This is a genomic window from Streptomyces sp. 1222.5 (assembly GCF_900105245.1).
Lineage (GTDB): Bacteria > Actinomycetota > Actinomycetes > Streptomycetales > Streptomycetaceae > Streptomyces > Streptomyces albidocamelliae.
Genome location: NZ_FNSZ01000001.1, coordinates 2,027,566 through 2,045,029, shown reverse-complemented (window position 1 = coordinate 2,045,029; position 17,464 = coordinate 2,027,566). Strand labels below are relative to the sequence as shown.

At 70.1% G+C, this 17,464-nt stretch carries 18 protein-coding genes and 2 pseudogenes; 12 read left to right on the top strand and 8 right to left on the bottom strand.

The genetic code is table 11. The features are described 5' to 3' along the window. Window positions 1–11 precede the first annotated feature (11 nt). The 4 genes and pseudogenes from BLW57_RS09220 to BLW57_RS09205 all read right to left on the bottom strand — a co-directional run. Window positions 12–737, bottom strand: coding sequence for a GAF and ANTAR domain-containing protein (locus BLW57_RS09220; RefSeq protein WP_093480617.1), 726 nt, complete (start codon window positions 735–737; stop codon window positions 12–14). Between the two features lie 31 nt (window positions 738–768). After that, on the bottom strand, window positions 769–1,635 hold the full coding sequence (locus BLW57_RS09215) for a GAF and ANTAR domain-containing protein (protein WP_371127851.1): 867 nt from the start codon (window positions 1,633–1,635) through the stop codon (window positions 769–771). Between the two features lie 1,386 nt (window positions 1,636–3,021). Next, window positions 3,022–3,183, bottom strand: coding sequence for a hypothetical protein (locus BLW57_RS41325; protein WP_176985520.1), 162 nt, complete (start codon window positions 3,181–3,183; stop codon window positions 3,022–3,024). Window positions 3,184–3,989: 806 nt separating this feature from the next. Next, a pseudogene (locus tag BLW57_RS09205) lies at window positions 3,990–4,304 on the bottom strand (fatty acid desaturase); the annotation flags it as partial. Here BLW57_RS09205 and BLW57_RS09200 point away from each other — a divergent pair. Then, window positions 4,302–4,508, top strand: a pseudogene (locus BLW57_RS09200) (DUF5994 family protein); the annotation flags it as partial. The pseudogenes BLW57_RS09205 and BLW57_RS09200 overlap by 3 nt on opposite strands. Window positions 4,509–4,546: 38 nt before the next feature. Here the strand turns inward: BLW57_RS09200 and BLW57_RS09195 are convergent. Both BLW57_RS09195 and BLW57_RS09190 read right to left on the bottom strand, forming a co-directional pair. Beyond that, entirely contained in the window at window positions 4,547–5,815 is a 1,269-nt protein-coding gene (locus BLW57_RS09195) for an ATP-binding protein (protein WP_093473560.1), read from the bottom strand. Between the two features lie 150 nt (window positions 5,816–5,965). After that, complete coding sequence (locus BLW57_RS09190; protein WP_256339443.1) at window positions 5,966–6,298, bottom strand: SPFH domain-containing protein; 333 nt, start codon at window positions 6,296–6,298, stop codon at window positions 5,966–5,968. Window positions 6,299–6,733: 435 nt separating this feature from the next. Between BLW57_RS09190 and BLW57_RS09180 the strand changes: the two genes are divergently transcribed. The 10 genes from BLW57_RS09180 to BLW57_RS09140 all read left to right on the top strand — a co-directional run bounded on the left by BLW57_RS09180 (window position 6,734) and on the right by BLW57_RS09140 (window position 14,314). Further along, a complete protein-coding gene (locus BLW57_RS09180; RefSeq protein ID WP_256339442.1) occupies window positions 6,734–7,399 on the top strand; it encodes an IS110 family transposase in 666 nt (221 codons plus the stop codon). Further along, a complete protein-coding gene (locus BLW57_RS42220; RefSeq protein ID WP_256339807.1) occupies window positions 7,389–7,679 on the top strand; it encodes an IS110 family transposase in 291 nt (96 codons plus the stop codon). The genes BLW57_RS09180 and BLW57_RS42220 overlap by 11 nt, the downstream gene beginning before the upstream one ends. A 32-nt stretch (window positions 7,680–7,711) precedes the next feature. After that, a complete protein-coding gene (locus BLW57_RS09175) occupies window positions 7,712–9,001 on the top strand; it encodes a bifunctional 3-oxoadipate enol-lactonase/4-carboxymuconolactone decarboxylase PcaDC (protein ID WP_093473556.1) in 1,290 nt (429 codons plus the stop codon). 37 nt (window positions 9,002–9,038) lie between these two features. Beyond that, entirely contained in the window at window positions 9,039–9,674 is a 636-nt protein-coding gene (locus BLW57_RS09170) for an MBL fold metallo-hydrolase (RefSeq protein WP_093473554.1), read from the top strand. A 41-nt stretch (window positions 9,675–9,715) separates the two neighbouring features. Next, window positions 9,716–10,495, top strand: a complete 780-nt coding sequence (locus BLW57_RS09165) for an exodeoxyribonuclease III (protein WP_093473552.1) — start codon at window positions 9,716–9,718, stop codon at window positions 10,493–10,495. A 15-nt stretch (window positions 10,496–10,510) separates the two neighbouring features. Continuing rightward, window positions 10,511–10,930, top strand: coding sequence for a DUF6278 family protein (locus tag BLW57_RS09160; RefSeq protein WP_093473550.1), 420 nt, complete (start codon window positions 10,511–10,513; stop codon window positions 10,928–10,930). Window positions 10,931–11,099: 169 nt separating this feature from the next. Further along, the gene (locus BLW57_RS09155; RefSeq protein WP_093473548.1) at window positions 11,100–11,843 is read left to right on the top strand and encodes an amino acid ABC transporter ATP-binding protein; all 744 of its coding nucleotides are present in this window, start codon (window positions 11,100–11,102) and stop codon (window positions 11,841–11,843) included. A gap of 17 nt (window positions 11,844–11,860) precedes the next feature. Next, complete coding sequence (locus BLW57_RS09150) at window positions 11,861–12,784, top strand: glutamate ABC transporter substrate-binding protein (RefSeq protein WP_093473546.1); 924 nt, start codon at window positions 11,861–11,863, stop codon at window positions 12,782–12,784. Between the two features lie 10 nt (window positions 12,785–12,794). Continuing rightward, a complete protein-coding gene (locus tag BLW57_RS09145; protein ID WP_093473544.1) occupies window positions 12,795–13,439 on the top strand; it encodes an amino acid ABC transporter permease in 645 nt (214 codons plus the stop codon). Then, a complete protein-coding gene (locus BLW57_RS09140) occupies window positions 13,436–14,314 on the top strand; it encodes an amino acid ABC transporter permease (RefSeq protein ID WP_093473542.1) in 879 nt (292 codons plus the stop codon). Before BLW57_RS09145 ends, BLW57_RS09140 begins: the two co-directional genes overlap by 4 nt. A 48-nt stretch (window positions 14,315–14,362) precedes the next feature. Here BLW57_RS09140 and BLW57_RS09135 read toward each other — a convergent pair whose 3' ends face one another. Then, on the bottom strand, window positions 14,363–15,928 hold the full coding sequence (locus BLW57_RS09135; protein WP_093473540.1) for a CocE/NonD family hydrolase: 1,566 nt from the start codon (window positions 15,926–15,928) through the stop codon (window positions 14,363–14,365). A gap of 419 nt (window positions 15,929–16,347) precedes the next feature. Between BLW57_RS09135 and BLW57_RS09130 the strand changes: the two genes are divergently transcribed. Beyond that, window positions 16,348–16,620 carry a hypothetical protein gene (locus tag BLW57_RS09130; RefSeq protein ID WP_093473538.1) on the top strand — a complete coding sequence of 91 codons (273 nt, stop codon included), beginning with the start codon at window positions 16,348–16,350 and terminating at the stop codon, window positions 16,618–16,620. Window positions 16,621–16,646: 26 nt separating this feature from the next. Here BLW57_RS09130 and BLW57_RS09125 read toward each other — a convergent pair whose 3' ends face one another. Beyond that, on the bottom strand, window positions 16,647–17,393 hold the full coding sequence (locus BLW57_RS09125; RefSeq protein ID WP_093473536.1) for a hypothetical protein: 747 nt from the start codon (window positions 17,391–17,393) through the stop codon (window positions 16,647–16,649). Window positions 17,394–17,464 lie beyond the last annotated feature (71 nt).

Sequence of the window (17,464 nt, the reverse complement as noted above, 5' to 3'; positions counted from 1 at the left end):
GCAGGGGATGATCAGGAATTTCTCGGACTGAGACCGGGGAGGTGCTCGGTTTCGTCGATGAAGGCGCGGGCGACGTCCGCCAGGCGGCGGTTGTGGGCGCGGGCGTAGGCGCGCAGCGTCGTGAAGGCCCGTTCCATGTCCGTGTGGCGGCGTTCGGCGAGCTTTCCCTTGGCCTGTTCGATCAGGACGCGGCTGTTGAGGGCGGTCTGCAGCTGTTCGTTGAGGAGGGTGCTGCGCTCGGTGGTGCGTTGTTGCAGCAGGCTGATGGTGGCGACGTCGGCGAGGGCCTGTGCGAAGGGGGTGGCGGCGGGGCTGATGGGCGCCGGGGTGGTGTGGAAGAGGTTGAGTGCGCCGACGGCCTCGTCGCGCAGGCGCATGGGCAGCGCCTGGACGGCGGTGAAGCCGAGGCGCTGCGCCTGGGCGGTGAACAGAGGCCAGCGGGCCGCTTCGTCGCGCAGGTCGGGAACGGAGACGGTGGTCCCGGTGTGGAAGCAGTCCAGGCAGGGGCCTTCGTGGTTCTGGAGCTGGAAGAGTTCGAGGAGGCGCACCCGTTCGTCGGAGGCGGCCATGACGCGCAGCACGCCGTCGCGGTCGGCGAGCAGGACGCCCGCCGCACTCGCGTCGAGCAGATCGACGCAGCGGTCGGTGAGCAGGCGCAGGAAGTCCATGAGGTCGAAGTCGGCGACGAGACTGTCCGCCAGTTCGACGAACGTCCGGGCCATCAGCTGTTCCTTCATCGTGCACACCTCTGTTTGTGGGGCGTGAGCATCAGGGCTCCTCGTCGGGCGGTCGCGCATCCGGCGGTTGCGAGTCGGGAGGACGTGCATCCGGCGGTCTCACGTCGGACGGTGTGGTCTCCGGGGAGAAGCGGAGCCGGTGGGCGACCACGTCGGCGGCGACCACCGAGATCCGTGTCCCCCGGGCGTACGCGTGGGCGCGCAGCCGGATAAAGGCTTCCTCGACGCCGACGCCGAGCTGGACCATGAGGATGCCGGTGGCCTGGTCGATCTCGGCCCGGTAATCGCCCAGGTCGTCGAAGGACGCGGCGTCCGGCCGGTCCGTGCCGGTCATGTCGGTGCCGGAGGCGCAGGTGTCGGACGGGACACCCGTCTCGCTGATCCCGGCGTCGAGCAGAAGCAGCGTGGCAGTGTCGGCGAAGGCCATCGCATCGGCCACCTCGTCCGCGTCCAGCTCGACCGAGCTGCTGGAGTACAGGTCGAGTACGCCGGGGCTGATGGCACCGATCTGCAGGGGGAAAGCGAAGACCGCCCTGGCTCCGGCTTCCAGGGCCGCGTCGGCGAACACCATCCAATGCCGCTGGAGTTCACCGGCCAACAAGTCGGTGCAGAGGACCGAGGATCCGAGGACAAAGGCATCCACGCACGGCCCCTCGCCCAGTGTGAGCTGGAGTTCTTCCAGCTGCTGACTGACGGAGTCGGTGCTGCACAGCGGATGACTCGCCCGGCCGCGGGACATCGCGGACACCCCGGCCCCGCCGACCGGCAGCGCCGCCACCGCCGCCGTACACACGTCGAGGAGGCCGACCCGGGCGCCGCGCAGGGCCGCCTGCTCGGCCACGAGAGCCTGGATCCGCGCCGACCGGCTGCCGGGGATCACGGTGACCACCGGATCCAGGGGGGAATCAGCGCCAGGGACACGGCACCGTCGGCCGGCCCGCGGACGTTTCCGACGCCTTTCCTGCGCCAGGAGCGGAGGGAGGCCACGATCGGCTCGTCGGCCCGGTCCGCCAAGGCGACACCGAGTGATGCCTGGCGCTCGGAGAGGAGCGGTTCCCGCAACCGTCGGGTCACATCCCAATGCCGCTCGTGCGGGTGGACCAGGAGCCCGGTGAAGCCGGCGCCGGCGCCGGTGATCCCTCCGACGGCAGGTGGCAGCGCTCCGTCGAATCCCGGCCACCCGAAGCCGTCACCTCGTACGGCACGGGGGGCTGGGGCCGCGTGGGGGAGCCGCCGGCGCCGCCACCCCGGGGAAGATCCGAACCCGCAGCCCTCCAGGGCCGCGGCCTCCGAGACCACCACGGAGAATCCGGGCTGCCGTACGGCGACGGCGAGACGTCCTGGTCGGACTTCCGGGCTCGGCTCGCGCGCATCTTCGCCGGACGCCGCTGCGCGGGACTCCGCGACGGACCCGCGAGATCCCCGCGCCAACAGGCGGGGTGCCGGCGGCTGAGCCGGCGCGGGCACATCGCTTCCACGGCGGGCTGCTCGCAACCGCCTCCGCTCCACGGCTGACCGCGGGCCCGAGAGATGATCATGGCGCCCTCGCCCGCTGGAAGGGACGAGGGCTGCGCGAGCGGACGCGAGCCCCGCAGGCGGATGGGCAGCCGCAGAGTATGGCATGACACCTCTGTTCCAGCCGTTCAGGTGTTCTCGGGACCGCTACCGGGCACCGTCCGCGAGGCGCGGGGCTTCGTACCCGGCGGGGTGCGACCGAGGTCGGGGCGTACGAGGACGTGAGTGGGTCACCAGGTCGGGGTTCCGCGCTCCGAGATTCGGTGCCCGACAGGGATCTCCTCGGAGATGCGACGGGTCCGGACGAGAATCCGCTCCCGTGGCATCGTGCTCAGCAGGCCGTGCGTCCACCGGGGTCCTGGGCGTCCGCTCATCAGCATAGTCCCCGGCCCTTCGCCGCGGTGGGTCCGAACGGGCCGGAATCTGACAACCGGGCGGCAGCGGAAAGGCATCGTCGAAATCCGCGAGCCGAATCTGGGTGAGCAGGTAGACCGGCAGCAGGAAGCCGACGAGCAGGGCGATGGCCAGGCCGGCGAAGAACAGCAGCGCCGTCCGGTACGCCGTGGCGGACGCAGCAACCACCGACGTCCCGGGCCCGGTCACCGCCGCAGTCCTCAGCACGGAAACCGCGGCCTGGCCAGCCAGGCGCAACGACCACTCGACGCATCCGGCTTGATGCGATCCCATTTCTCGGCCTCGTCCTCGGCGCGGGCCAGACCGAGGCCACCACTTGGCCCGCACGTACAGACACTCGCCTGGCATTGCCCTTCTACTGTCGGTGCCCCAGCACTCTCCGGATCAGCAGGAAGGCAGCGATGGCGATCAGGACAATCCCCAGGAAGATCACGATTGCCCCGATGGCGACCAGGAGCGTCCCGAGCAGGATCAAAATCGCCCCGATGATGAGAAGAAACATCGCGAGAAAGGTCACGGTCGCCTCCTGTGCCCCCTCAGACTCTGACTCCTTCCGGCCCCTATCGCAAACGTGTCTGGACAAGTCCCGACTGCGCCGCCCCCGGCGGTGCCCGCCTGCTGGGGTCAAGCCCCCGTCACGGGCCATGAAACCGCGAGGTGTCTTCGGCGACGACACCGTCGCCGCCGCGATGATCGACCGCCTCGTCCACCACACGGAGGTCATCGCGGCGGCTATCGCATGCGCGGCCGCGACATCGGCCGTATTCCACCCGCCGACGCAGGGAAATGTAACGATCGTCCACGGGTGTCCAGCCGCTGCGGAGCGCGCACAAAATTGCAGGTCAGGTACCTGCGGTTCGCGGGTGTCCGCTCAGTTCGTGACAGCGGTGTGAGAGAGGGCGAAGCAGTGAAGCCCGTCCGGGAGCCATTCCCCGACGGGGCTTCTGCTCGGAGCCATGAGACGAAGCCCCACCGGAGCGCTCCGGCGGGGCATCGCCGTGATCTCGACCGTGCTTGCGCGCATGACCGCGTTCGGCTCCGCACACAGTTCGTGCTCCTGCGATGCCCGCGGGACGCTGGATTCGCGATTGCGCCCATGCATATGGGAGGGGAGCCGTGAGACGACGCAGCCCCGCCGGGAAGCCGACGGGGCTGTCCCGGCAGCTGGGTTTCACCGGATCACTTCAGCCGGCACCGGGACAAGGCGCTGGAGCAGCGAGGACATCTGGATGCTCACAGTTGCCGACTCATGCAAGCGGTTCGACGGGATTGCCTCCTGGTTCAGACAGGGTGGCGAGATCATCCACCGCCGGCGCCGATGGGTCATGCTCGGGCGCTGCTGATACGGGCTCGCCGCAGTGGCGCTCCTGCTCGGTGGAGACTGGCGAGTGCTTGCCGGTAGGAGGCGATCAGTCCGGTTTCCGGATAGTCGACTCCCAGGCCCCGGCAGTAGCGGCGGACGATGGGTCGGGCCCTGCGCAGGTGCGGGCTGGGCATGCTGGGGAACAGGTGGTGTTCGATCTGGTGGTTCAGGCTGCCCAGGGCGAGGTCGGTGAACCAGCTGCCGCGTACGTTGCGTGCGGTGAGGACCTGGCGGCGCAGGAAGTCGGGGCGGTCGTTGCCGGTCAGGATCGGCATATCGATTTCTTCCCGGTCGGTGACGACACCATCCTCATCACCCGGGGCGACCGGGACCATTTCTCCCTGATGCTGGTCCCTCCGGACACGTCGCCCGACGCGGCACGCGCCGCGATGGCCAGGGCCGTCCGGGCCGACAACGTCACCGAGGCCGGACAGATCCTCATCGATACGGGCGGTGACGCGCCGCCTACGTCGGCCTGACACGTCCGTCGCGGATCGACTCCCCGTCGGCCTGGACCCTAGATGCGGGCGAACTTCTCGGTCTGCTGGGCGAATTCCTGAGCCATGGCGGCGCTGACCGTTGGCCTGGTGTCGCGGATCGTGTCCAGGTAGTCGTCGGTGGTGGGGGTGGTCCGGGTTCCGGTGTCGAACGTGCGCTCGAACTGGGCCTGGGAGACGGTTCGCGCCGCATGGGCGATATCAGCGGGGGTGAACCCCTCGCTGGCGGACGCGAGTACCTCGCTGTCGGCCTGCGCCCCCGCTCGGGCCAGGTAGCTCTCCCACAGTGCGGTCCTGGCGGTGTGATCGGGAGGGCCGATCGGGAGGACGTAGTCGAAGCGGCCGTGGCGCAGGAACGCGGAGTCCAGCGTGGTGACGTTGTTCGTGGCGCAGACGAGCAGCCGCCCGTCCTGGTTACGGAACCGGACGATCGCTTTGAGCAGTTCGTTGACGACGCCGACAGCGGTCGCGTCCGCGCCGCCGCGTTCGCCGGCGATCTCCTCGACCTCGTCGATGAAGACGAGGACGCGGTCGAGCCGGGCGATCTCGTCGAAGCGCCGGTTGAGCCCGGTCGCCAGGCCGTACTCGGCGGCCAGACGGGCGGGGAACAGTTCGAGGAAGGGCCATCCCAGGCGGCTGGCGATCGCATGCGTGAACGTGCTCTTGCCGGTCCCGGGTGGGCCGAACAGCATCACCGCCCGTGGCAGTTCCACTCCGTGCTGGGCGGCCAGTTCAGGATGGGCCAGCGGCAGGACCAGGCGTCGCTCGATGAGCCGCTTCTCCCGTTGCATGCCCGCGACCTTCTGCCACAGTCCCCCCGGTGGCAGCTCGGCTCCGAGCGAGGACAGCGTGTCGGCCGACTGCGGAGTCACCGGCCCGCGCTTTTCGAAGAAGACCAGCCCGGGGCGGGCGCCGAAGTCGCAGTTGCGCAGGGCGGTGGCACCGGTCTCGCCCTCGGGCAGGACGGCGTGCACCGCTCGGACGCCCACGGCGAAGAGCCGTTGCTCAAGGGCGGTGACCAGGGCACTGCCCAGCCCGCGCTGCCGCCAGCCGGGCGCCAGGCAGATGCGCAGGATCCATGCCCGTTCGCCCTCCACCCTGCTCACCGCCGCGCCGATCAGTGCGTCGTCGGCCGTGGCCACCACAGCCGGATGGCGGGCCTGGAGGGCCGTCACGGCGTCCGAGAGCGGGAAGAGCGGCGGCACCTCGGTCGTGCCGCTCTCCATGTCGACACGGATCAGCGCTTCGAGATCGTCCTGGGTGTAGTCCCTGACCCGCCAACCCGTCATGATCAACTCCGCGTGTTCGGCCGTACTCCCATCATCAGCCGGGGTACCCGGAGGGCGCGCGTGACTGACGTCGGCCGCGAGTCCGCCCCGGTGGCACGGATCGCTCGCCGGCACCACCGCGGTGCGCTGATGGTGCGGGCCGTAGTCGGGTCATGCTGCGGTACCGGGCGCGGAGCCGGCCGGACTGAGAGGCTTGTCGGTGCGGCCGTTGCCGGCCGGTGGTGCTGCCGCGGTGGGTGCGGCGGCTGCGGTTTCCCGGGCGAGGAAGGAGCCGAGCTCGCCGATCGTGCTCATGAGGGGGCAGGGGAGACGACGGTGGTGTTCTGGTCGACACCGATCTCCACCAGGCTCTGGAGATTGCGCAGTTGAAGCGCCGGCGTCGACGACGCGAAAGTAGGCGACCGCCGACACGTCGACGTTCACGTTGTCCCGGGCGATGCTGCCCTGGGACTGGATCGGCATGGTGACGACCAGCAGCGACACCCGGTGCCGGGTGTCGACGAACGGGATGATGAACCGCAGGCCGGGGAGCGTGTTCCGACGAGTCGGCCGAAGCGGAACAGCACTCCCTTCTCGTGCTGCTTGACGACCTTCACGGACAGGGCGAGGGCCAGGACGGCCAGGAGGCCGATCACGGCGATGAGAACGATCATGGCTTGCCCATGCTGCTCCTCGGGAGGAGGACCACCTGGGGCGGGGACCCGCCGGTCGAGACCTCTGCATGCGCCTGCGTCGGTTCGTGATACAGCGCCGAAACCCGTCGGAACGAACCGCGCCGACGGTCGGCGACCTGGACGGTGCTGGTCGCGGGGGGTCGTGCAGTGTCGGTGCTGCGGCGCGGGCCGCCGGGCAGCGCGCGACTGTACCGGTGCACGGCGATCCTTTCCGCGTGCTCGAAGTCGAGCCGGTGGATCACGAATGCCGCCGTTCCGCCGGCTGCTCGTCTGGGCCCGCGAGCGGGGTACGGTGCGCCGAGCCGGTGTGAAGGGCACAGGCACCTTCGGCGCGGGCCTGTCCCGCTACCTGCCGGCTCAGCAGGTCGAGGTATATGAGGTGAACCGGCCCGACCGCTCGGCCCGCCGGCTGCTGGGGAAGTCGGACCCGCTCGATGCGCAGGTCGCCGCGCGGGCCGTGCTCAGCGGTCGCGCCCGGACGGCCCGGGCCAAGTCCGGCGACGGTCCGGTGCACAGCGCCCGGACGTCGAAACTCGGCAAGGACTCCGCGGTCAAGGCCCGTACCCAGGCGATCAACCAGCTCAAAGCCGTTCTGGTCATCGCCGATCCCGCCCCTCGGGAACAGCTGTCCAGCCTGGGCAACCGCGAGCTGTTCCGCACCCGCGCACGCCTCGGCCCACCCGGCGGTGGGGGTGACGAGGACGCGGTGGCCCAGGCCACCTACCTGACGTTGCGCATGCTCGCCGAGCGCATTGAGCAGCTCCCCGGGCAGATCGATGAGCTGAACCAGCGGCTGACCCGGCTCGTCGAACGCCATGCCCCACAGTTGCTCGTACCCGTGGGCATCGGTCCGGACAGCGGCGTCACTCTACTGATCACCATGAGACGACCCCGAGTGACTGAACACTGAAGCGTCCTTTGCTGCCCTTTGCGGAGTCAGCCCCGTCGAGTATTCCTCGGGCCGTCGGAGCACGCACCGACTCAACTACGGCGGCGACCGGCAGGCCAACGCCGCCCTGCACCGCATCGTCTTCACCCGGCTGCGGCACGACCCCCGTACCCAGGCGTACTACGAACGCCGCACCCAGGAGGGCAGGACCCGACGTGAGATCGTCCGATGCCTCAAGCGGTATGCCGCCCGCGAGGTCTTCAACCTGGTCAGACCGGTTTCCCGCAACCCCGCGTTATAGGGGCGTCCGTGAGACGTGAGAGGGTCTGACGCGTGAGTGAGACACCACCGAACACCCTGCAATACCGCTTTGACGGGCCAGAAGACGCTCCGGTCCTGATCCTGGGTCCCTCACTGGGTACCACCTGGCACATGTGGGACCGCCAGATACCGGAGCTGGTGAAGCAGTGGCGGGTCTTCCGGTTCGACCTGCCGGGACACGGCGGGGCCCCGGCCCACCCGGCGGGTTCGGTCGCCGAGGTGACCGCTCGGCTGCTGGCCACGCTGGACGCGCTCGGCGTGCAGCGGTTCGGGTACGCCGGGTGCGCGCTGGGCGGCGCGGTCGGCATCGAGCTCGCGCTGCGCCACCCGGAGCGGGTCGCCTCGCTGGCGCTGGTCGCGGCCTCGCCCCGGTTCGGCACCGCGGACGAGTTCCGGCAGCGCGGGGTGATCGTCCGCACGAACGGGCTCGACCCGATCGCCCGCACCTCACCGGACCGCTGGTTCACCGGCGGGTTCGCCGCCGCGCAGCCCGCGATCACCGAGTGGGCCGTGCAGATGGTCCGCACCACCGACCCGGGCTGCTACATCGCCGCCTGCGAGGCGCTCGCCGCGTTCGACGTACGGCCCGAACTGGGCCGGATCGGCGTGCCGACGCTCGTGCTGGTCGGCTCCGACGACCAGGTCACCGGCCCCGCCGAGGCCCGCACGCTGGTCGCCGGCATACCGGACGCCCGGCTCGCCGTCGTGCCGGGCGCCTCCCACCTCGTGCCGGTCGAGCAGCCCGCCGCCGTCACGGACCTGCTGGCGCACCACTTCGCCACCGCCTGGCAGCAGTCCTACGACACCGGCCAGACGGCCCTGCCGGGCATCCCTGCCGCTCCCGTCCCGCTCGCGCCGCCGCAGCCCGTACCGGTCGCGGAGATCGCCCCGGCCGCCGTGCCGGCCCGCCCCGCCGGACAGCCCGACCGGTACGAGAACGGGCTGAAGATCCGCCGGGAGGTGATGGGCGACGCGCACGTCGACCAGGAGCTGGCGCAGGCCGGCGACTTCTCCGGGGACTTCCAGGAGTTCGTCACCCGCTGCACCTGGGGCGAGATCTGGGACCGGCCGGGCCTGGACCGCCGTACCCGCAGCTGCGTCACGCTGACCGCGCTGGTCACCGGCGGTCACCTGGAGGACCTGGCCGCGCACACCCGGGCGGCCCTGCGCAACGGGCTGACCCCGGACGAGATCAAGGAAGTGCTGCTCCAGGCCGCCGTGTACTGCGGCGTGCCGGCGGCGAACAGCGCGTTCCGGGTCGCCCAGCAGGTCATCCGCGAGGAGACCACACCCGCCGAGTGAAGGCCGCGTGCGGCCGCAGGCGGCAGGATGGTGAGACATGAGGTTCACGAAGAAGTCCCACGCCTGCGTCCGCCTCGAGAAGGACGGGCGGACGCTCGTCATCGATCCGGGCGGCTTCAGTGAGGAGGACGCGGCGGCCGGCGCGGACGCGATCCTGGTCACGCACGAGCACCCGGACCACTTCGACGAGGGCCGGCTGCGTACGGCGATGGAGGCGAACCCGGCCGCGGAGATCTGGACGCTCCGGTCCGTCGCCGACCGGATCACCGCGGCCTTCCCCGGGCGGGTGCACACCGTGGGCCATGGCGACACCTTCACCGCCGCCGGCTTCGACGTCCAGGTCCACGGTGAGCTGCACGCCGTGATCCACCCGGACATCCCGCGCATCACCAACGTCGGCTACCTGATCGACGGCGGCCGGGTCTTCCACCCGGGCGACGCGCTCACCGTCCCCGACCGGCCCGTCGAGACCCTGATGCTCCCGGTGATGGCACCGTGGAACAAGATCTCGGAGGTGATCGAGTACGTCCGCGAGGTCGAGCCGCAGCGCGCCTACGACGTGCACGACGCGCTGCTCACCGACCTCGCCCGCCCGATCTACGACCGCCAGATCGGTGCCCTGGCCGGTGCGGAGCACCTGCGGCTCGCTCCGGGAGCCTTCGCCGACCTGTGAGCCGGGACCGGTTGTCACACCCGGCAGGTAGGTTGTGAGACATGCGCATCGCCACCTGGAACGTGAACTCGATCACCGCCCGTCTTCCCCGGCTGCTGGCCTGGCTGGAGAGCAGCGGCACCGACGTGCTCTGCCTCCAGGAGGCCAAGATCGCCGAGGCGCAGTTCCCGTTCGACCAGCTGCGCGAGCTGGGCTACGAGGCCGCGGTGCACGCGACCGGCCGGTGGAACGGCGTGGCGGTGCTCTCCCGCGTCGGCCTCGAGGACGTGGTCAAGGGCCTGCCCGGCGACCCGGGCTACGACGGCGCGGTCGAGCCGCGCGCCGTCTCGGCGACGTGCGGGCCGGTCCGCGTCTGGTCGGTGTACGTGCCCAACGGCCGCGAGGTCGGCCACCCGCACTACGCGTACAAGCTCCAGTGGTTCGAGGCCCTGAAGGCGGCCGTGCAGGGCGACGCGCAGGGCAGCCGCCCGTTCGCCGTCCTCGGCGACTACAACGTGGCGCCGACCGACGGCGACGTCTTCGACCCGGCCGCCTTCGAGGGCTCCACCCACGTCACCCCGGCCGAGCGCGCGGCCCTGACCGCCCTGCGCGAGACCGGTCTGAGCGACGTGGTCCCGCGCCCCCTCAAGTACGAGCACCCGTTCACCTACTGGGACTACCGCCAGCTGTGCTTCCCGAAGAACCGCGGCATGCGTATCGACCTGGTCTACGGCAACGAGCCGTTCGCCAAGGTTGTCAAGGACTCCTACGTCGACCGTGAGGAGCGCAAGGGCAAGAGCGCGTCCGATCACGCGCCGGTGGTGGTCGACCTCGACGTCTGATGCCACGCTGGGTCCATGAACATTCCGTTCCTGGGCCACCGGCACAAGAAGGACGTTCGCACGGCGCTCGCCGCCGACCCCGAGGCGGTGGCGGCGCTGTTGTCGGAGTGCGAACTGCTCCGCTCGCAGGCGGCCCAGGCGGGTGTCCGCCTCGACGACACCCCGGCCTCCCTGGAGGCCCTGGACCAGATGGTCCCGCGCTGGCGCGACGACGCCGAGATCCTGCCCTGGCTGGGCAACGACGCGGGGCTGTACCTGGGCACGGTGGTGGTGCGCACGGTGACGGGCGCCGTCTGGCGGATCCGCCCGGACGGTGAACCCGTCGTGCTGCTCGCCTCGGGCCGTGAGGTCGAAGTGGTCGCGGCCGGACAGGAGTGGGCCGCGAGCGGCGCCCCGGAGCTGTCGCAGCTGTACGCGGAGATCGCCGAGACCTGATCCCGCGGCCGCGCACGGACCCCCGCGTAAGCCCGCTGTCCGCCCCCGCCCGCACCCCGCTGGTGTAAATACGGCTAATGCCCGGAAGGTGCGTGTCGTCCGTCAACTCCGCTTTGCGCTGGATAGTTTGCGGCGACCACGACACAGCTGCGAGCGAGTAGGGCTGCGGATGGCCGTCGATCCGTTGATCGAACTGCGCAACGTCAACAAGTACTACGGGCAGCTGCATGTCCTCAGGGACATCGACCTGACCGTCGGCAAGGGGGAGGTGGTCGTGGTCATCGGCCCGTCCGGGTCGGGCAAGTCGACGCTGTGCAGGACGATCAACCGGCTGGAGACCATCGAGAGCGGGACCATCACGCTCGACGGGCAGCCGCTTCCGGCGGAGGGCAAGGCCCTCGCGCGGCTCCGCGCCGAGGTCGGCATGGTCTTCCAGTCCTTCAATCTCTTCGCCCACAAGACGGTTCTGCAGAACGTCTCCCTCGCCCAGATCAAGGTCCGTCGGCGCAAGAAGGACGACGCCGACCGCCGCTCCCGCGGACTCCTCGACCGCGTCGGCCTGCTGAACCAGGCCGACAAGTTCCCGGCGCAGCTCTCCGGCGGCCAGCAGCAGCGCGTGGCGATCGCCCGGGCCCTCGCCATGGACCCCAAGGCGATGCTCTTCGACGAGCCCACCTCCGCCCTCGACCCGGAGATGATCAACGAGGTGCTGGAGGTCATGCGGCAGCTCGCCCGGGACGGCATGACCATGGTCGTCGTCACCCACGAGATGGGTTTCGCCCGCGCCTCCGCCAACCGCGTCGTGTTCATGGCGGACGGCCGGATCATCGAGGACCGCAGCCCCGAGGGGTTCTTCACCAACCCGAGCAGCGAGCGGGCCAGGGACTTCCTCTCCAAGATCCTCAAGCACTGACCGGGGGAGTGCGAACCGTGTTCCGTACCACCCGTGCGCCCCGCGCCCTGCGCGCCGTGCTGTCCGCCGCCCTCGTGCTGCTCACAGCCGCCTGCGGCAAGGAGGGCAGCCCGCCCGCCAAGGGCCCGGCCGCCGACGAGCTCCCCGTCCATCAGGTGGCGCGGGGCTTCGGTCTGCCCGGCTCCAGGACCTGGACCCGGGCGAGGAAACGCGGTCACCTCGTCGTCGGCACCAAGGAGGACCAGCCCTACCTGGCCGAGAAGGACCCGGCGACCGGCACCTACTCCGGCTTCGACGTCGAGATCGCCAAGATGCTCTCCGCCTCCCTCGGCTTCCCGCCGAAGACCGTGCGCTTCCGGACCATCGCCTCCGCCAACCGCGAGACCGCGCTGCGGAACGGCCAGATCGACTACTACGTCGGCACCTACACCATCAACGCCAACCGCAAGAAGCTCGTCGGGTTCGCCGGCCCTTACTACATGGCCGGCCAGTCCCTGCTGGTCCGCAAGGACGAGAGCGACATCCACGGCCCCCAGGACCTCGCCGGCAGACGCGTCTGCTCGGCGGCCGGATCGACGCCGTACCAGCGCATCAGGACCGACTACCCGAAGGCGGTCCTGGTCGCCTACGACACCTACTCCATCTGCGTCGACAACCTCCTCACCTACCAGGTCGACGCCGTCACCACCGACGACGCCATCCTCATCGGCTACGCCGCCAAGGCACCCGATGAACTCAAGGTCGTCGGCAGGCCGTTCTCCAGGGAGCCGTACGGCATCGGCGTCCCGCACGGCGACAACGCCCTGCGCTTCGCCCTCGACGACGCGCTGCGGGCCCGCGAGGGGAACGGCGACTGGAAGAAGGCGTACGACGCCACGCTCGGCCTCTCGGGCGTGCCCGCCCCCCACCCGCCCGCGATCGACCGCTACCCGGCGAGCTGACGAGGACGGCATGTACGTACTGACAGACAACTTCTCGGTCTACTGGGAAGGATTCCTCGGCACGGTGCAACTGACCGGCTGGTCCTCCCTGCTGGCCCTCCTCCTCGGCTTCCTGATGGCGTCCTTCCGGGTAGCCCCCGTCGCCTCTCTGCGCGTCTTCGGCACGGTCTGGGTCACCGTGCTGCGCAACACCCCGCTCACCCTGCTGTTCTTCGCGGTGCTGCTCGGACTGCCGCGGTTCGGGCTGGTCCTGCCCTTCCAGGTGTTCGCCGTCCTCGCCCTCGGCTGCTACACCTCGGCGTTCATCTGCGAGGCGCTGCGTGCCGGCATCAACACCGTGCCCAAAGGGCAGGGGGAGGCCGCCCGCAGCCTCGGCATGACCTTCGGCCAGACGCTGAACCTGGTCGTCCTGCCGCAGGCCTTCCGGTCCGTCATCCCGCCCGTCGGCTCCACGCTCATCGCGCTGGCCAAGAACTCCGCCATCGCGGGCGCCTTCAGCGTCACCGAGCTGCTCGGCACCTACAGGACCATCAACGAGCTGGGCTACAACATCGTCTGGACCTTCGTCTGGATCGCCGTCGGCTATCTGATCATCACGCTCGCCATCAGCGCCCTGTTCAACTTCCTGGAGCGCACGTACGGAGTCGCCCGATGACCGAGGCCACCGCGCTCTACGACGTCGCCGGACCGCGCACCCGGCGACGCCACCGCCTCTACGGTGCCGTGTCCGCCGTCGTCATCCTCGCGCTCGTCGCGTGGATCCTGTATCTGCTGTTGGACACGGAGCAGTTCACGTACGCCAAGTGGATGCCCTTCGAGTACGAGGGCATCCAGAGACTGCTGCTGCGCGGACTCGGCAACACCTTGAAGGCCTTCGCGACGGCGGCCGTCCTCTCCCTCGCCCTCGGCGGTGTGCTGGCCGCCGGGCGGCTGTCGGACCACCGTCCGGTGCGCTGGACGGCCACGCTCGTCGTGGAGTTCTTCCGCGCCATGCCCGTCCTGGTGATGATCTTCTTCATTTTCGTGGCGCTCGAGGCGCAGCCGCTGACGGCGCTGGTCGCCGGACTCACCCTGTACAACGGCTCGGTGCTCGCCGAGGTCCTCCGCTCCGGGATCAACGCCGTCGAACGCGGCCAGCACGAGGCGGCTTTCGCGCTCGGCATGCGGAAGTCCCAGGTCATGGCCCACGTCCTCGTGCCGCAGGCGGTACGGGCCATGCTGCCCGCCATCATCAGCCAGTTGGTGGTCGCGCTGAAGGACACCTCCCTGGGCTATCTCATCACCTACGAGGAGTTCCTCCACGCCGGGAAGCTCATCGCCTCGAACCTCGACTACGATTTGCCGTTCATCCCCGTGGTGATGGTGATCTCGCCGATCTACATCGGGATGTGCATGCTGCTCTCGTGGTTCGCCGGCCGGGTGTCCCGCCGTGAGCAGCGCAGTCCCAGGACCGAGGCCGTGGCGGTCGCCACGGCCGGCCCCGGGACGCTGCTGCCGGGTGGGGAACCCCCCACGGCCCCGAGACCGTAGGGGGGCGGCAGTTCACACGGGCCAGGCTCGTCCGGCGGCAGCCGGAGATCACTGCTCGCGCAACGGGACGGACACGTACGACGGGTCGTCCGAGGGCGAGGAGAAGGTCAGCTGCGCGCCGGACGGGTTGTGCTCGGTGTAGAGCGGGTCCACCGTGTCGACCACGACGGCGAGACGGTGCCCGGCGGGGACGTCGTAGGCCGTGGAGAACAGGTCCAGGTCGACACGGAACGGCTCGCCCGGCGTCCGCCCGTGCCAGCTCAGGGGCGCGTGGGTGACCAGCTTGCCGATACCGAGCGGACCCACGTCGTACAGGTACGCGACGAGGGTGCCGCTCTCCTTGGTCGGGGTGAGCGTGGTGTGCAGGAGTGCCGTGCCGCGCACCTGCTGGGCCGTGCCGTACCGCTCCGACTGCCAGACGGCCGCCCAGCGGCGCGGCAGCAGCGGCATCGAGGCGATCGGCGGCAGCTGGGCGACCTGGTCGAGGATGCTGGAGAGGAAGACGATCCCGCCGTCCGCACCCGAGTCGACGTTGGCGTGGATGGTGGTGGAGCCCGCGAGCGCGATCTTCCGCCGGGTGGCGCCGACCGACTTCCAGTCCGGGTAGCCCTCGTATCCCCCCGCGCTACGGGACTTCAGCTGGACCGGCTGCTCGCGGTCGATGCCGTTGTTGGCGCCCCTGAGGTAGTGGTCGAACCAGCGCTCCGTGTCCGTCCACACGTCGTTGGGCAGTCCGAACAGGCCCGTCAGTTCGGCGGTCGCGTGGTCGCCGGGGCGCAGCTCCAGCCGCTTGGGGCCGGTCAGCTTCTCGTAGAAGCCGGCGTACTGGTTGGCGGGAAAGACCGTGTCGCCCCAGGCGTTGGCCAGCATGACGGCGGCGCCGTTGCTGTTCAGCTGGTCGACGTAGGTCCCGGCGGAACGTTTCCTCCCCCAGTCGATCATCTGCTGTTCCTTGGACAGGTCCGAGGCGTAGAGGTTGTCGAAGATCTCCCGCAGCTCCGGACTCTCGCGGCCGGTGAGGGTGCCCGCCCCGTCCAGCACGGCCGCCGCCTGGACGTGCTGGGTGCGGCCGGAGTAGATGGAGTCGATCAGGTCCGCCCAGCCGCTGAGCGCGGCCACGGCCTTGATGCGCTTGTCGTGGGCGGCGGCGAGCAGGCTGATCCCGGCGCCGTACGACACCCCCGCCATGCCGACGCGTTGCGGGTCGGCCGGTGTGTGCGCGAGGGCCCAGTCGATGACCTTGGAGGCGTCCGCTATGTCGGGCGGACCGGCCACTTCTATCTGCCCGCCGGACTGCCAGAAGCCGCGGACGTTGTACGTGAGCACCACGTAGCCGGAGTCGGCGAGCTTCTGGGCCTGCGCGAGGTACTCGATCTGGGGCAGGCCCCAACTCGTGGGCAGCACGACGAGCGGGTAGTCGCGCGTGCCGTCGGCGCCCGCGGGCGTGAGGACGTTGGCCTTCAGTACGGTGCCGCCGTCGCCGGTGATGTCGACGAAGCGGACGGCCGGGGCGGCTTGGGCGGCCGGCGCGAGGCCGACGACGGTGCCGGCGATCAGCGCGGCCGAGACGGCTCCCGCGGCGGCGGTGCGCAGGGGGGTGCGGCCATGTCCCATGGGTCACTCCTTCACTTGGTCCAGTGCAAAGTGACCCGACGGTAACCGTGTCGACTTACCGCAAGTAACCCGTCGGTAAGTTACGTGCGGGTAAAGATTGTTGATCGGCGGGACTGTTGAGGGCCGGCCTCGATCCGGACGCGCCGGGCGGGGTGCGCGGGGGCGCCCCGGAGAACCGATGTGACGACCAAGATCTCTTGCCCTATGCTGCCGCTTGCGCATCCGGGGGCGGCTGGTCGTCACGACGACCAGCACCGTGACAAGTGCGTATCACGCCATTCTCCACTCGTGCTTCAGCATGCCGCCGCGCGTCCGCGCCGGCGCGACTGCTGCCCGAGCCTGCCCGCAAGGGTCCGGACCGGCGCGTACCGCCCCCGGATCCTCAGTCACCCCGTTGTCATCGAAAGGCAGGGCACGTCATGTCGGAACGGCAGTACCTCGGTCAGGGCACCACCACCTCCGCGGAGAAGTTCTGGTACATCCTGGGCTGCATCTACTTCGGCGCCGCCTACATGCAGAAGGTCCCGGTGAAGAAGGCCCTGAGCGAGTACGGGCTGGTGGAGATGACCGGGGCCGAGAAGTTCTGGTACGTCGTCCAGTGCATATTCTTCGGCGCCGGCTACTTCGCGAAGGTCACCATCAAGAAGGCGCTGTCCGAGGTGCGCAACTCCGGCGGATTCCCGACGGTCTGACGACGCCGCAGCGGTCGCCCGGGACCCTAGGCCGCGCCCGTCGCGGCCGGTTCCGGCACCGGCGTCTGCGCCGCCCGCGTCACATCGGCGACCAGCTCGACCACATCCGGGCCGTACGCCTGCGAGTTGACCACCTTCAGCAGCAGCACGAAGGAGCCGGCGCCGTGCTTGCGGGCCAGCCGCTCGTGGTGCCGGGCGAGATAGCGGGTTGCGGCCTGGTTGGTGATGGCCCGCTGGCCGCAGAAGAGGAACACCGGACGGGCGTCGTGCCGTCCGCCCGCGGTCAGCCGGGCCAGCAGAACGTACTCGCTCTTCCCGCTCTCCATCCGGTAGTCGTTCCCGCCGATCCTGAAGGCGCCGAGCTCCGGCCCCGCCTCCGCCTCGACGTTGATGCGGACACCCGGCAGCAGTGAGGAGAGATGGGCCGCCATCCGGCGGTTCGAGGCGGGACCGCCGAGGCAGAACTCCGTGCGCTCGCCGAACCCCTGCTGGGTTGCGTCGTGCGCGACGACCTGCGCGTGCGCGTTGCAGTCCTTGATGAGGGCGGAGAGCTCCAGCAGGGCGAACACGTCGTGCCGCATCACCGACAACTCGGGCCCGCCCGCGTTGCGGTTGACCACCAGCAGCGACTCGGAGTGGTCCGGCAGCCCGAAGAAGACCTGCTTGCGCCGCAGTCTTCGCCGCCACAGACAGGTACGGGCGACCCAGCCCAGCGAGGCGGAGACACCCGCCGCGATGACGCCCAAAACGATGTTGCGCACGTCGTCGTTCATGGCCGCGCATGGTAGCGGGCCCGGGCGGCCGGTACGTACCCGTGTTCGACGTGTGACGGTCGTGTGGCAGG

Bases quoted from the DNA above. Each gene is read 5' to 3' on its own strand.
- BLW57_RS09220 (WP_093480617.1), bottom strand. From the start codon at position 737: ATGAAGGAACAGCTGATGGCCCGGACGTTCGTCGAACTGGCGGACAGT.
- BLW57_RS09195 (WP_093473560.1), bottom strand. From the start codon at position 5,815: ATGACGGGTTGGCGGGTCAGGGACTACACCCAGGACGATCTCGAAGCG.
- BLW57_RS09180 (WP_256339442.1), top strand. From the start codon at position 6,734: ATGCCGCCGTTCCGCCGGCTGCTCGTCTGGGCCCGCGAGCGGGGTACG.
- BLW57_RS09170 (WP_093473554.1), top strand. From the start codon at position 9,039: ATGAGGTTCACGAAGAAGTCCCACGCCTGCGTCCGCCTCGAGAAGGAC.
- BLW57_RS09165 (WP_093473552.1), top strand. From the start codon at position 9,716: ATGCGCATCGCCACCTGGAACGTGAACTCGATCACCGCCCGTCTTCCC.
- BLW57_RS09160 (WP_093473550.1), top strand. From the start codon at position 10,511: ATGAACATTCCGTTCCTGGGCCACCGGCACAAGAAGGACGTTCGCACG.
- BLW57_RS09155 (WP_093473548.1), top strand. From the start codon at position 11,100: ATGGCCGTCGATCCGTTGATCGAACTGCGCAACGTCAACAAGTACTAC.
- BLW57_RS09145 (WP_093473544.1), top strand. From the start codon at position 12,795: ATGTACGTACTGACAGACAACTTCTCGGTCTACTGGGAAGGATTCCTC.
- BLW57_RS09140 (WP_093473542.1), top strand. From the start codon at position 13,436: ATGACCGAGGCCACCGCGCTCTACGACGTCGCCGGACCGCGCACCCGG.
- BLW57_RS09135 (WP_093473540.1), bottom strand. From the start codon at position 15,928: ATGGGACATGGCCGCACCCCCCTGCGCACCGCCGCCGCGGGAGCCGTC.
- BLW57_RS09130 (WP_093473538.1), top strand. From the start codon at position 16,348: ATGTCGGAACGGCAGTACCTCGGTCAGGGCACCACCACCTCCGCGGAG.
- BLW57_RS09125 (WP_093473536.1), bottom strand. From the start codon at position 17,393: ATGAACGACGACGTGCGCAACATCGTTTTGGGCGTCATCGCGGCGGGT.